Here is a 12,862-nt window from a genome sequence, read left to right as displayed (position 1 = left end):
TTACCCTATGCGAGCCTGATGTCCGCGCCACGGCATTGCCATCGTCGTCAGCGGACCCGTTCTGTTCTTGCCGATGATCATCTGAACTTCCCCGGTGCCAACACCTTCGCGTTGCTCGTGGTGCAGCAGGATCACGACGTCCGCATCCTGTTCCAGCGATCCGGACTCGCGCAGCTCGGCGATGGTGGGCGCACGATTGTCCTTCGTAGGCCCACGGTTCAACTGGCACGCGGTGACCACTGCAACGTCAAGTTCTCGAGACATTGTTTTGAGGCCCCAGGAAATGGCCGCGATCTGACGCTCACGAGTCGCCTTCGAGTCCGACGCCTTCAATAGCTGGGCATAGTCCACGGCAACGAAGTCCAAGCCTTCTTTGGACTTGAGAGAACGGGCCTGCGCTCGGACGGTTTCGATCGTGACGGTTGCCTGATCCGACACCCACAACGGCATCTCCTGCACATCGCTCGCATATGCGGTGACGCGCCCACGGTTGAAGTCGTCCATGCTCCGGCGAGTGATCTGCCCGTACTCGGCATGTGCGCCGGCCGCAAGGATCCGCGACGTGATTTCCATGCGGCCCATTTCGACCGAAAACAGCACACCCTTGTTTCCACGCTCGGCGGCGTACGCGGCCACGTTCGTCAAGCCCAAGGATTTACCCGACCCTGGCCGTCCTGCGATGAGGTAGGACCGACCCGGCTGCAGCCCACCCGCCAACGCATCGTCGAGTTCCGCCCACGGCGTTCCGATTGTGCGGATCTTGTCTTTTGGGACATCGATCCAGTCCCACCACTCGTCCACCAGGTCGCCGAACTTGTGCAGCTTGTCCGTGGTCTTCGGGACTAGCGCGTCCAGTTTGCGATGCACCGCTCCGAGGACGTCCTCGAACGGTCGATCCGCTGACTGATCCATGACTCGGCGCAGGGATGCGAATAGCAGATCCTTCTCGAACCCTTTGGCAGACAGAAACTCCTGAGCCGTGAATCCCGCCGCAATGTGGTCGGCGGCATCCTTTCCATGTTTGGGTTCGACCACGGTCACATCGGCGTGCGGCGAGAGAAGTTCCAACACCTGCCGTGCGTGCGCCTCGCCTGGTGCATCCATATCGCGAACCACCACAACCGACTTGCCGTACAAGGGCGTGAGGTCGAACAGGTGCGCCTTCCCTGCGCCCATGGCCGTGCAGGTAGCAGCCACGCCCTCAGCCTCTAGAGCATGAACATCCTGCTCGCCCTCGACCATGAAAACGGTGTTGGCCTCCGAGAGTCGGTCGGCTCGGTAGAGCTGGTCGCCCTTGGTGTTTCCGGATTGAGAGAACTTCTTCGTCGTGGTGCGAGACACCACCCGACCATCCGGATACGGGTAGGTCACTCCTTTGGGTGAGTCGAACAAGTCGCTCAGTTGCAGCCCGACGAGCGTGAGGATGTCCTCGGTGTTCTCGAAGGCGTACGAGTAGATCAGGGTCCGGCCTTCGGTGTAGGTGACCAGGATTGATCGGTCGGCCGCGCTGTGGTTCGGCGCTTGGCAGATGGCCTTGTGTCCCTTGTCGTCCACGAACAGTCCGTTGTCCCGGAACGCGCTGACGACTCGCTCGTAGGACTTCATGCGGTCAGCGCCGGCGGTTGGTACTTCCGGGTGATGGCGGCGTCGATGAGACGGTTTTCGTTCTCGGCGATCCACCGTTTTATGTCTGCGACGAGTAGCGGCTTTCTCTCTGCCCACGGCAGGTGATCCAGATCGGTGCGCAACGGGGGCTGTATGCCCGTCTGCGCCGCGATTGCTTCCGACATGGGTTCCTCTGCCCATGAGTACAGAAACTCGATCACATGGTCCGCTGACGACCAGATCGGCTGGCGCTTGCAGTACGCGATGACGTCGGCAGGCATGATCCGACGATCCGGGTGCTGGGCGTAGAAGTCGGTGACGGCATCACGCGCTTCCTTGTGCCATACGCGGCGCCCCTCGAATGTTGCGGCCCATCCCATCAGGACGGCCTTGTCGGGCTGCGGCATCTTGGGGTCGATCGCCTTGGCGAGAGCGAGAACGTCTCGGGCAATGATCATGCTGTCACTCATCCGAGTTCTCCTTGCTCGTGGTCGTCGTTCATGATGTTCATCCATCCGTCGACTGCTGCTGTGGTGTTTCCGGCAGTGGGCTTACTGTTTGACTTCGGCCCAGTAAACGAGGGTTCTTTTATGATCCAATTTCGCCACGTCCTGTTCCAATCAATTTTGGTGGCGTCTTTTCCTGACTTCGAGAGCCAATGATTGGTGAACGATTCGTGCGCGGTTTTCAGATCGACGTTGGGGTATTCAGACTTCGCCCATGCGATGGTCTCTGCGTCCGGCATCCAGTTTTCGGGGAGGCGGGTGCCGCGTTGCGGCGCCTCTCTTTTTGTAGTTGGAGTAGGAGTTGGAGCAGGAGAAGGAGTAGGCCCCTGGTTAGCCATGGGGTTAAGGGTGGGGTTAACCCAAGGGTTAGAGTCGGGGTTAGCTGCGGGGTTGTAACGGGGGTTGAAGCAAGGGATAGCCGATGGGTTGATGGGTGTCTGCTTCAACATCGACGCCACCGCATCTCGTGACCATCCACTCAACTCAGGCTCTTTGTCCCGCAGCTTCAATACCTCATGAACAATCACTCCACGAATTGTTTGTGATTCCGCGGACGATCTGGCATTAGCCATCGAAACCGCCATATTGGGCACACGGAATAGACCGTCGTGCTTTATCCATGATCGGATAAGGACTTCTTCGGTGTTCTCGTCGATCACAAGAAACAGTTCCGAGGAAAGTTCGGCGCCGGCCATCTCCACAGCGTGGGCATCCCAGCCCTTGGATCGTGCGGCGATCTTCCCTGGCCGCCAATCGTCTACCCCACAGAACGTCAGGGTGGGCGAGGTCCACAAGGCGAAGTAAAGATGTTGGGCAGGTGGGGTCAGCTTCCGCCAGTCGTCGTCACCCCAGATGTCGAGGCGAAGCCTGGCATGATCCCGCGCCATCAGTCGAGACCGTCCGCTTTCCGGATGGCTTGTCGCACCGCGTTCTCGGTGATGCCGAGGATGATGCCGATCTCGTGGCAGCTCATCCCGACGTCGCGGCGGGCCTGCACCATGTAACGGATCCGGTTGAGCCGGGACGATTCGTATTGGTCGCGGATGAAGTCGAGCTTTCCGATCATCGCGTCACGAGGTTCGATGTCGGCGGATCGCCCTATACTGGCTATAGTCACATCAGCCTTCCCTGTTTCACTTACGGTTACGGGTGGGTCAGACCCCGCTAGGCGTTGGCGCGCCCAAGATGCGGGGTCGCTTTGTATCATACCCCGGTTGTCGCCATTTCCTGTTGCACCACGCTGACGAAATGTGTTGTCGCTGCGGCCGTTTGCCGAAGTCTCACTCATCGCAACCACCACCCAGCATCCGCCGCTCCGGAGACCCCACCGGCATCGACAACGCCTTGTCCCGCCTCTCCCACCGCACCACCAGAGACGCAATGACGATCACCCCGGCGATGACGGTGGCGGTGATCCCACTCCCACAGGGTCACGACGCGGCCTTCTCCCGGTAGTACCAACCGTCCCAGTCCTGCGGGACGTCAGGGAAGCCTCGAAGGGTGGCGTCCAGCTTCTCCGACACCGACGCAACGCGAGCGGGAGGCAAGGGGTAGGTCGGGTTGACCAGAAGCACCTCGCCGTTCCATGAGAACTTCCACTCACCGCCGTACCGGGTGTCAGCCGAGTCCAACCCCGGCCTGTAGCGGTTCTCGTTCAGGTCGGTGTGGATGACGAACAGTCGGTAGCTACCTAAGGTGACGACGGTCCTGCCGCGTTTACGTGACGCCCATAGCGCATCGACACGCAGCCCGTCAAAGGTCTTCGGTGCAAACGCATACGGCGTCTTGGAAGGGGTGAACTTGTCCACCTGAATCAGGCTCATGCCGCACCCACCTCTCGGTTGATCTGCTTCCCCAGCGCAGCGAGCAGTGGCGGGTACGGCGCGACGTGAGCGGACGGTTTACCGCTGTACGCCCGGAGCAACGCAACCGCTTCGCCGTACACCCCCAGGTCGTAACGCCGGCCCACCGCAGCAGCAGCCAACTTCACCCGCATCCGCAACGGCATCCCCACATCCGGACCCACCGACGTCAGGAACGCCGCCAGAGACCGCAGAGGAGAGCCGTCCGGGGTGAAGCAGATCGGGTCACCCGCATCGCACACGTAGTCGACACCGGCGGGCATGTTCAGGCCCAAGCCGATCGGGTTCGACTCCGCAATCCCCCATGCGGCCGGACGAGTGGAACCGTGAATGCGGTCGATCTTCAGATCGGTGTACGTCGAACCGGGAAGGGGCATCGAGGGATCGGCACACAGCACAGTCCGCACGACCTTCTGCTGATCCTGGAACGACATACGCGGGCAGGCTGCGTGGACCACATCGGCACCACCTGAGTAGCCAACGAGGATCACAGGCCCGTCGTGGTTGTGTACCGCCTCGGCCAGCAGCCACGCCACACGGTTTAGTTCCCGGTCGTAGTCACCGAACCCCGCCTGCCACTCCGGGAACTCCTGCACATCGAAACGGTTGCGGTCCAACGCACCGGTCAAGTTGGACAACATGTTCGGAACTCTGTCGTCGACCGGTCGCTTTTCGAACAAGCCCCGGAGCGTATAGACCTGCGTCTTCACGACGCCTCCTTCTCGTGCATGGGTGCGCAGTCGAACCGCACAATGAGGGCTTCCGCCAGCATGGACGACGTGTAGGCCAGCAGCTCTTCTCGTGACCCGCTGTAGGACGCACCGAGACGTAACTCGTTGACGCCGAAGAATGCTCTACCCACCTGTGCGCCAACATGAATGCACTCGTGTATGACGGTCTCCATGTTCAGGTACTCACGGGACAGTCGAAGCACTCCGAGATACCTGCCGCCGCGATACGCCGGATAGGTGAAACACCCACCCACATCACCGACCGTGGCTATGGACTTGCCTGCGTGCCGCGCCATTCCCCGCCGCATTTCGTGGAGGGTGTCGTAGACGGCGACGTTGATCCAGTAACCGGGCAGGTCACCGACTCCGGCGATGGTGATGGCGTCCATCTGCAGCTTGAACCGTTCGACGCTCATGCGACGCGCTCCCCGATCCACACGAGGCGGGATTTGGGGATCCGGTTGTGAATACGAACCTCAACGACGCGACCGTTGTCGCGGCGACGTTTCACTACATCCGATTCCACCGGTATGACGAGCCACAAATCGAATGTCTCACCGGTCAATCCCCACCCACGGTGCGTGTACACCCACGCAGTTGCGGGGTCCGGCGAGAAGCACACGCCACTCTGGCGGAACTCGCCGCGACTGGGGTTGTCGGGATCGTGGTAAGTCGGACCCTCGATGTTGCGCTTACCGGGTACCAAGCCAAGACGCTTGATGCCATTCAGTCGTGCACGAGGTGACCAGTGATAGAGGGTATTCATGCGATCGACGCTCATGACCGAACCCCCTCACGGAGAACGGTGATGGGAACCTCGTGGCGAGCGATGAGTTCGGATTTCACGGGTTGTTGACCGCCGATCTCGTACCACCGGCAAGGCTGCAAGTAGAGCCTCTGGTACGTCAGCAATGTCTGGTCATACTTGGGGTCGTACGCCTCGTCGCAGGTGATGATCGACCCCACCGGCAGTGCATCCAACGCCGCTGTGACCGTGGGGGTGTCGCCGGTGATGACACGGGTGGAGCGGTCCAGCTTCCCAATGCTCTGGAGGTAGTCGATGGCGGTGCGGGCCGCGATGAGTGGGGATTGCCCCGTCGAGTAGTAAGCCGACAACGCGTCAGCCAGCCCGTCGACCACTTCCCGGTCGGTCATGTTCTGCATCCCCAGGTCCGGCATCGCCGCCTTCGACAGCAGCGCCAACGCCGACTCCGCCACCTCCGCCCGATGCCGCCACTCGTCCACCTCGTGCACAGCAGCAGCTATCCCCCGCTCCAACACCTCGTGATGCGGGAAGTGGCCCGCCCTGTAGCGGGCGCTCTCCAGTCCAGTGCTCATCGCTCTCCCCGAATCACTCGGTCCAGGTCTTCGCGCGCCCACTCGACTCGCCGGGATGCAGACTCTGCCTCTCGAATCCGGTCGTCGAGTTCACGCCGAGCGTTCTCTATTTGCGTTTCATGATCTGGTTGTGCGCCTTTCCGAACGAACCATCGGTGCTGCAAGCCGTGCTGCGACGGAATCGAATAACGATCCCTCGGGGCGTACTTCGCCCACGAGATCGGACTCCCCGGTGCGTAACGATCAAGTTCGTCGCAATCGTTAATATTGAACACGTGCTCAGCAGTCGCGATTTCGTCTTGGGTAAGGATGTGATCGTCTTGCGACTGGATACCCCAGAAGGTGTCGCGCCAGTACTGTGTTCCATCTCGGTACTCACAGAGGATTGCGACTTGTTCGCGACAATGCCTGCTTTCGCGTTCTGACTTGTACTTAATGACATCGCCCACTCGCGGGCGGACAACTGTTATCGTCATTGTTTCCCTCACGCCTCTTTCGGAAGTTGTTCGTATCGACCGTCATCGGTCAGAAGAAGTCGGCGGCCACCGACACTCATCGCCACATCCGTTGGCGCCCAGCTGCCCTCGATCAGGTAGCCGTGCTTCACCGCCCATATTCGGTTGCTCTCTATCGCCTCGTGACATGGCCTGCACGCGACACAGCAATTCGCCACCGACGACACCTGCGGGCTTCTGCTGCCGCCCATGCGCCGGGGGAGTCTGTGGTGGTGCTGCTCCACAGGTCCGATGCCGCAGACCTCGCACACCCCACCCGCCCGTTGGTTCGCCAGTTCCTTCGTCGCCTGATCGAATGCACCGTTGGCGGTGCGGGATCGGCGCATCGGCTTCCGGGCTATCGGAGTTCCCCGCTTCACGACCACACCTCACGCGGAACCGACGCGACATGTGCAGCGAGTTCGTCAGGACTACCGAACGCCTCACCGCATCGGCAGCGGCACTCCCCGTCCTTCGGCCCACTGCTGAACAGTTCGTGCTCGTACAGCGGGAGATCCATTGAGGCAACTTCGGCGACAGGCATTGGCGTCCAGTCGGGTACGTCGCGGTACGCGATGAAGTACGTGCCGTCCGGATCGTCGCGCCGCCAGTCGAGGAGGGCGTCGGTGACGTACTCGGGTTTGATGTTGTCGGTACCAACAGGAATGACGTTGCCATTCTTGGCCCGATATGCCGCGGTGTAATGCCGTCGCATCGTCATCGCTCCCACGTCCCCGCAGCGGAGTAGGCACCGTTCACAGATTTACCCACCGACTGATAACCGGTGAGCCTCTGCTCCAACGCCTTGCCCCACATCTCGGCGCGCTTGTGAGCGATCTTCTTGATCACCATGTCCCGCTTCAATGCCTCGGTGGCGATACCGGCCTTGTACTTGCGGCCCGCCTGCGCACCCTCTGCGTCCTCGTAGGCTTTGTCGAACGCCAGCTCGTACTCCATCAGCGCCATCTCGTACGCCTCGTAGGCGTCACCTCGGGGGCCGACAGACTTGCCGATGTCGTTGACCGCAGCGAGGACGTTGACCTCGGACTGGACGGGAGTGAACGGAACGTGCTCGCTCATGCCGCATCACCCCCGGCTGCGACCATCGCGTTCGTCGTCGCGTTCTCGATCGCCCGCACGACGCCTGTCAGGATCTCCTCGTCGCCTTCGGAGACGTTGAAACGCAGCGACCCAGACAGGGTGACGACGGTTCCAGTGAGGTTGACGAACGTGTCACCTATGCGGACCTCGTAGTCACTCATGAGTCGCCTCCGGTTGGCTTCCACCCTTTGCCAGCGAAACGATGAAGTCGCCGAGGACGGTGGGCTTCGAGTCCTTGTCGATCGTCGGAGCGCCGGTCAACCGGTGCTCCTTGACCTCGTTCCACAACGCCCGCAGATCGTCCGGGTTGGTGAGCTTCAATGCCCGACCGCGGTACTCGGCAACGGACGGAACCTGCTCACCGTCAGACAGCCACGCCTCGATCTCCTTGGCGAAGTCCTCACCCGGCAGCGGCACAACAGCTTTCGCTAAGGTATGGATGCGGGACTTCGAGACAGTAAGGGTGTTGTCGTGGTCCAGGTCGCCCACCAAATCGAACTCGTACTCGATCCCGTCACGCTGCACCGGCTTCAGTCCCACCTTGCGTGGAACCTTCTTGCCGCGCTCGTTCTCCTCGATGACGTACTCGGTCTTCGCCCGCATCGTGACGATGACGTGACCGGGGTAGCCGATGAGAGCGTCCACCATTCGGCGTTCGTCCGGCCGCGCCTCTTTCCAGCCGGCGAAGTTGTTGCCGTTGCGCCCACGCCGGTCGACCTGTTCGAGCATCCCGTCCGTGCCCTCCCAGTAGTGCGAGAGCGAGTCCACGACGACGCACCCGTACTCGGCGCCCGCCGCAGCTCCGAGGGCGTCCACGAGGGACAAGGGGCTGTACGACTGAGGTTGCAGGGTGTCGAACGCCCACCCGTTCAAACCCACGTACTTCGAAGCGGATCCACGCTCGGTGTCGATCACCGCCACCTTCTCCGACAGAGCGTGAGCGAGCATCAAGGCGGTGTACGTCTTGCCTGCACCGGATGGGCCACTGAGGGCAATACGAGCCTTGGCCGCTTCCTTCGTAGCAGGGGTGAATGTGAGCGTCATTGGTCTTCACCCACAGGAAGTTCCAGCACCGCACGGAAGTCCAGGGCGCCCCGGTCCACCATCCCTTGCACCAACTCACCGACATTCTTCGACGGCGTGAACCGAGGGGACGACGGGCGCTTCTCCGGAACTGTCACCGTCACACCGGGGATCTCCGCCCCCGCCTTCGCCGCCTCTATGATCGAGTTACGGCCCTGCTCCGTCAGGCGGGTGGTGATGATCTCCTCACCGAACTGGTCCAGCGCCCACGGGATCACCACCGACTCGTCCACGATCGACACCACCGGTTTCGGCTGGGTCGCTTTCGGGACGGTGGCGTAGCCGAGGCTGTTCTCGTCGTCGGAACCGAGTCCGTCGTAGGCGTAGACGGTGCCCCGCGACAACCCCTCCGTGAGGGTGGATTTCAGTTCCGACTCACGGTCGGCGATCTTCTTCTTCATGACGGCGAGGACGGCGAGGTCCGTCACCACCTGCTCCAGGTCGATCATGCGTCCGACCCCCGCCGAGTGAAGCGCTCCATCAGCGCGGTAGCGATGCGGCTTCCCAGCACTCCGAACCACCCGCCGATCATCAGGGAGATGGCGAGGGTGTCGAACCCGAACGCCCATAACACCAGGGCGATGGGGCCGAGGACGACGGTGACCATTCCGAGCATCCAGATCAAGGTTCGGAGTTGCCCACTCCAGAAACTGTTGGCGTTCATGGTCCACTCGAAACTGTCCAGGAATACGTCTTCGAGTCGTTGCTTCATGCGATGTCTCGTTTCTGTTCGATGTTCCACACCCACACCTGCGCAGCAGAGCGGGGATGGAGGGAGTAATGGGGGTCGGTATGCCCGCGGTCGTTGTGGCACTGCACGTATCGACCGTCAGGGCCGAAGGTGCCGGCGCCACAGGGGCGTCCGGGGGGTGGTTCGGTGCGGCGTTCCATCTCGTCCTCCGTCATGCCGGTGACGGTGAAGCAGTAGTCCTCGTGACCGGAGCCGGGACCGCATACGAGGGCGTTGCAGTTGCACTGGGGTGTGATGGGGTCGTAGATCACGCCGCCTCCCCGCCGAAGAGCGTGAGGTTGTCGGCGTCGGCAACCCACCGCAACAGACGCGGAAGGTTCGTGTCCGGACCGAATGCCAGGAACGTGCCGTCGACCGAGTCGCATCCGATGTACTCGGCGTAGCGGTAGCGGCGAAGCGAATTGACCCGGCCCATGTGGATCTTCTTGCCGCGAGACTTGGCTTCACGGACGATGTCTCGTGCGGCCTTGCCCAACTTCCACTCCGTCGACCCACCGATGAACAACACGTCGAACGAGTCCCACGGGATGTCGAGGTCTTCGAGACCGTCCTGCGCTACCAGAGCGGCCGGGTAGCCCAACTCTCGGATCTTCGGTAGCCACGGCTCCGACCGAGCGAGGGTGGCAACCGCGTCACCGACAACATCAGGTGCAGTAGCGAAGGCGCACGAGGCGGCATCTACCGAGTGCTTCGTCAGCCAGGCCAACCACTTCTCGTCGCCGGGGTAGCCCTTACCGAAGCAGCCATTGTCCGCTGACCAAGTGATTCCTTGCATCCGCTTGTTACCCTGGGCAGGGGTGTCGATGTACCCCAATATTCCTGCGGTCATGGCGTCACGCACCTTCTGGCTGCTGGGATTGGCGAAGTACAGCAACCGTCGCCACCGCCTTACCTACGAGCAGGTACAGGATCGTGGCCCACGCCTTGCCGAGCATCTGACCGGCCAAGGCGGGTAGCACAGCGGCCCAACCAAATGCGATGCCGAGGAAGATGACCGTGTCAGCGAGACCTCCGACCACGCTGGATGCGGCAACTGCTGTCGCCCAACGTCTGTCACCGAGACGGGACCGCGCCCGAATGGGCGTGTAGACGGCGAAGTCAAGCAGTTCCGCCACCGCGAACGCCACCACCGACGCGAGGGCGATCACCGGATCTGCGATGAGGTACGAGATGACCGCTGCGAGAGCGACGACCGCGAGCATCCACCGCTTACCCAGAGCGTCCTGTGTGGCATCACGGGAGGCCAGTGCGAACCCTGCTGCGACGGTGCCTGCTGTGGCGGACAGTCCGAACCCCACAGGGATGAATCCGTAGGTGGATGTCAGCCAGTTCGCGGCCACCACGGACGCGATCAGCGTTGCTGCAGCCACGGTTCCTACTGCACGTCGAGTCGTTGGAGACGTTGTGGTCATGCCGCCACCCCCATGCGGCGCAGCCGAACCTGCAACGACGCCGGCTCCATCCCCAACTTCACCGCAATGTCGGCATCCGACCACCCGAAACCCCGGAAGTGTTCGTAGTCCGCCACGAACGAACCCCGCGAATCACACTCCGGCGCAGCAGGTTCAGCCCAGTAATCCTCGATGTCATCCCACAACATCGGGTGCACGAAACCCTCGCGGTCAGCCCACGCCTTCGTTCGGGCATTGCCACCATCCAGGTGGGACAGGCGCTCGTACACGTCGGCAACCCTCAGGTACACCGACCACGCACACCGAGTCCCCTCTGTGACGTGGTGAAGCTGGCGGTAGTCCATCCCCGCTTCGGCGCCGACCTTGGCGAAAGACCACCCCTGCACGGCCAGCCCCTGCAGGCGGCGGATGGTGCTGTACGACAACACCAACGCTTGTTGCTTGTGTGGTCGTGGCGTCACAGCCAGGAGCGCCGAGGCAACCTGAGGGACAGCGGTGGGCTGACCGTTGATGACGTTCCGCACCGTCGTCGTGGAGGTTCCTGCTGCGCGGGAGATCATCGAACTCGTCATGCCTAGGCATTGCAGTTGGTTCAGGTGTGCACGGCATTCGGTCAGGTCCACCATCTCGGTTCGGCTGACACGTCCAATGCGAGACAGGGCGCGGCCAATATACGGCTCCTTCATGCCGGCACCGCCGACACAGCAGACTGCGGAACCCACGTCGTCAACCGCAGGATCACGATGTCCGACAACACGATGCGGAACTTCGTGTCCGTCCGCTCCACCACCTGCACGTCGAGGCCGCGGGCGAACGTCCCCCACTTCGTCACGACATCCTTGCGAAGGGTGTGCTTCATGACGCCACCCCCGATGCGAGACGTTGCAGGTACGCGGACGTGGCGGTGGTGCGGGTGCTCATATTGACCCCGGCCCACACTCCGTAGCGTTCGTTGTTGGCGAGGGCGCGGCGGGCGCACTGGGCGATGACGGGGCATTCGGCGCAGATGCGTCGGGCTTTGGTGACGACCAACGTCGAGGTTCCGCCACCGGTGTCAGCCGGGTAGAACGACTCGGGATCCACGCCCCGGCAGTTGGCCTCTTCGACCCATGTTCCATAGGTGCTCATGACCCACCGAGCCAGAAGTAGGCGATGGCACCGAGGGCGCTACCGAGAAGCCAGCAGATGACGAACGGGAGCGGGCCAGCCTTGCGCCCGTATGCGGAGAACTCCAACTCCTCCTGTGTCATCCCCCCGTACATCAGGGCGTCCAACCACTCCTGGTCCACATCAGGGTTCTCCTCGAACACTTGATCCCCGGTGCGGATGGCATACCGATCACTGCCTTTGATGTTGAACCGGTACCGGAGAACAGGGTCGTAGGAGTACAGGGAGAACGTGTCGACGGGTTCACCGTCGACCATCAGCTGTGTTGTGGGGGTGCTCACGCCGCCACCTCCGCCGTGATCTCGACGCCGTCCACGTCCACTTCGACAGCGGGAGTCACCACCCGTTTCGCCTTCGTTTTCGCGGTCGACCCGGTGATCGGTGCCATCTCGGCGATCAACACACCGACACGGACGAACCTGGTTGCCGAGTAGTTGTAAGCCAGCGCGTGGTACGGGGTGGGTCCGAAATGCAGTCCGCCGCCGCAGGAGTCGGTGGGATCCCATTCGTCGTCGGAGACGGACGGAGTAGAGCCGGGGCTGTAGTCGACACCACGGGACGTGGTCCATTGGTCGTCGACGGCTTTGAATACCTGCGCGACACCGTCTTTGACAGTGACGCCGTGGTATTCGCACCACGTCGCGGGGTCGGTGAGGTCGATGGCCTGGTGGTCGATGAGGACGCCGCCTTCGATCTGTGCGCGGCCCGATTGCAGGTGCACCGCAACGTGACTGGTCGCCCTGACCGTGGCCGAGTCGTACGCCGTGACCGTGGCCGAGCCGTACGCCCTGACCGTGGCCGAGCCGGTCGCC

General features: G+C 62.1%; 23 protein-coding genes. All 23 read right to left on the bottom strand.

Annotation, left to right across the window (positions count from 1 at the left end; genetic code table 11):
* A complete protein-coding gene (locus tag AC59JP_RS01900) occupies positions 1–1,605 on the bottom strand; it encodes a DnaB-like helicase C-terminal domain-containing protein (RefSeq protein ID WP_497323928.1) in 1,605 nt (534 codons plus the stop codon).
* On the bottom strand, positions 1,602–2,075 hold the full coding sequence (locus AC59JP_RS01895) for a hypothetical protein (protein ID WP_497323927.1): 474 nt from the start codon (positions 2,073–2,075) through the stop codon (positions 1,602–1,604). The genes AC59JP_RS01900 and AC59JP_RS01895 overlap by 4 nt, the downstream gene beginning before the upstream one ends.
* Positions 2,072–2,998 carry a hypothetical protein gene (locus tag AC59JP_RS01890; RefSeq protein WP_497323926.1) on the bottom strand — a complete coding sequence of 309 codons (927 nt, stop codon included), beginning with the start codon at positions 2,996–2,998 and terminating at the stop codon, positions 2,072–2,074. The genes AC59JP_RS01895 and AC59JP_RS01890 overlap by 4 nt, the downstream gene beginning before the upstream one ends.
* Entirely contained in the window at positions 2,998–3,228 is a 231-nt protein-coding gene (locus tag AC59JP_RS01885) for a hypothetical protein (RefSeq protein WP_497323925.1), read from the bottom strand. Before AC59JP_RS01885 ends, AC59JP_RS01890 begins: the two co-directional genes overlap by 1 nt.
* A 313-nt stretch (positions 3,229–3,541) precedes the next feature.
* Positions 3,542–3,934 (bottom strand): hypothetical protein, encoded by a 393-nt coding sequence (locus AC59JP_RS01880; RefSeq protein ID WP_497323924.1) that lies wholly within the window; start codon positions 3,932–3,934, stop codon positions 3,542–3,544.
* Positions 3,931–4,614 carry a cutinase family protein gene (locus AC59JP_RS01875; RefSeq protein ID WP_497323922.1) on the bottom strand — a complete coding sequence of 228 codons (684 nt, stop codon included), beginning with the start codon at positions 4,612–4,614 and terminating at the stop codon, positions 3,931–3,933. The genes AC59JP_RS01880 and AC59JP_RS01875 overlap by 4 nt, the downstream gene beginning before the upstream one ends.
* Before the next feature lie 65 nt (positions 4,615–4,679).
* Complete coding sequence (locus tag AC59JP_RS01870) at positions 4,680–5,120, bottom strand: hypothetical protein (RefSeq protein ID WP_497323921.1); 441 nt, start codon at positions 5,118–5,120, stop codon at positions 4,680–4,682.
* Complete coding sequence (locus AC59JP_RS01865; RefSeq protein WP_497323920.1) at positions 5,117–5,485, bottom strand: hypothetical protein; 369 nt, start codon at positions 5,483–5,485, stop codon at positions 5,117–5,119. Before AC59JP_RS01865 ends, AC59JP_RS01870 begins: the two co-directional genes overlap by 4 nt.
* Entirely contained in the window at positions 5,482–6,042 is a 561-nt protein-coding gene (locus tag AC59JP_RS01860) for a hypothetical protein (RefSeq protein ID WP_497323919.1), read from the bottom strand. Before AC59JP_RS01860 ends, AC59JP_RS01865 begins: the two co-directional genes overlap by 4 nt.
* Positions 6,043–6,912: 870 nt before the next feature.
* Positions 6,913–7,251: a hypothetical protein gene (locus tag AC59JP_RS01855; RefSeq protein WP_497323918.1), complete on the bottom strand. Its 339-nt coding sequence runs from the start codon at positions 7,249–7,251 to the stop codon at positions 6,913–6,915.
* 2 nt (positions 7,252–7,253) lie between these two features.
* Positions 7,254–7,616, bottom strand: coding sequence for a hypothetical protein (locus AC59JP_RS01850; RefSeq protein ID WP_497323917.1), 363 nt, complete (start codon positions 7,614–7,616; stop codon positions 7,254–7,256).
* Positions 7,613–7,798, bottom strand: coding sequence for a hypothetical protein (locus AC59JP_RS01845; RefSeq protein WP_497323916.1), 186 nt, complete (start codon positions 7,796–7,798; stop codon positions 7,613–7,615). The genes AC59JP_RS01850 and AC59JP_RS01845 overlap by 4 nt, the downstream gene beginning before the upstream one ends.
* Entirely contained in the window at positions 7,791–8,681 is an 891-nt protein-coding gene (locus AC59JP_RS01840; RefSeq protein ID WP_497323915.1) for an ATP-binding protein, read from the bottom strand. The genes AC59JP_RS01845 and AC59JP_RS01840 overlap by 8 nt, the downstream gene beginning before the upstream one ends.
* Positions 8,678–9,169: a hypothetical protein gene (locus tag AC59JP_RS01835; RefSeq protein WP_497323914.1), complete on the bottom strand. Its 492-nt coding sequence runs from the start codon at positions 9,167–9,169 to the stop codon at positions 8,678–8,680. The genes AC59JP_RS01840 and AC59JP_RS01835 overlap by 4 nt, the downstream gene beginning before the upstream one ends.
* The gene (locus tag AC59JP_RS01830; protein WP_497323913.1) at positions 9,166–9,432 is read right to left on the bottom strand and encodes a hypothetical protein; all 267 of its coding nucleotides are present in this window, start codon (positions 9,430–9,432) and stop codon (positions 9,166–9,168) included. The genes AC59JP_RS01835 and AC59JP_RS01830 overlap by 4 nt, the downstream gene beginning before the upstream one ends.
* On the bottom strand, positions 9,429–9,722 hold the full coding sequence (locus AC59JP_RS01825) for a hypothetical protein (RefSeq protein WP_497323912.1): 294 nt from the start codon (positions 9,720–9,722) through the stop codon (positions 9,429–9,431). The genes AC59JP_RS01830 and AC59JP_RS01825 overlap by 4 nt, the downstream gene beginning before the upstream one ends.
* Positions 9,719–10,300 (bottom strand): hypothetical protein, encoded by a 582-nt coding sequence (locus tag AC59JP_RS01820; RefSeq protein ID WP_497323911.1) that lies wholly within the window; start codon positions 10,298–10,300, stop codon positions 9,719–9,721. The genes AC59JP_RS01825 and AC59JP_RS01820 overlap by 4 nt, the downstream gene beginning before the upstream one ends.
* 4 nt (positions 10,301–10,304) lie before the next feature.
* On the bottom strand, positions 10,305–10,841 hold the full coding sequence (locus AC59JP_RS01815; RefSeq protein WP_497323910.1) for a VUT family protein: 537 nt from the start codon (positions 10,839–10,841) through the stop codon (positions 10,305–10,307).
* A gap of 38 nt (positions 10,842–10,879) precedes the next feature.
* Positions 10,880–11,455: a hypothetical protein gene (locus tag AC59JP_RS01810; RefSeq protein WP_497323909.1), complete on the bottom strand. Its 576-nt coding sequence runs from the start codon at positions 11,453–11,455 to the stop codon at positions 10,880–10,882.
* Between the two features lie 110 nt (positions 11,456–11,565).
* Positions 11,566–11,742 (bottom strand): hypothetical protein, encoded by a 177-nt coding sequence (locus tag AC59JP_RS01805; RefSeq protein WP_497323908.1) that lies wholly within the window; start codon positions 11,740–11,742, stop codon positions 11,566–11,568.
* Positions 11,739–12,011 (bottom strand): WhiB family transcriptional regulator, encoded by a 273-nt coding sequence (locus AC59JP_RS01800; protein ID WP_497323907.1) that lies wholly within the window; start codon positions 12,009–12,011, stop codon positions 11,739–11,741. The genes AC59JP_RS01805 and AC59JP_RS01800 overlap by 4 nt, the downstream gene beginning before the upstream one ends.
* On the bottom strand, positions 12,008–12,331 hold the full coding sequence (locus AC59JP_RS01795; protein ID WP_497323906.1) for a hypothetical protein: 324 nt from the start codon (positions 12,329–12,331) through the stop codon (positions 12,008–12,010). The genes AC59JP_RS01800 and AC59JP_RS01795 overlap by 4 nt, the downstream gene beginning before the upstream one ends.
* Positions 12,328–12,862: DUF7666 domain-containing protein (locus tag AC59JP_RS01790; RefSeq protein WP_497323905.1), on the bottom strand; the 535-nt coding region annotated here is incomplete at its 5' end. The genes AC59JP_RS01795 and AC59JP_RS01790, both read right to left, overlap by 4 nt.

Source organism: Rhodococcus sp. 320_ES, from assembly GCF_059691855.1.
The sequence above is the reverse complement of the archived record's forward strand: the minus strand, read 5'-3'. Positions and strand labels throughout refer to the sequence as shown.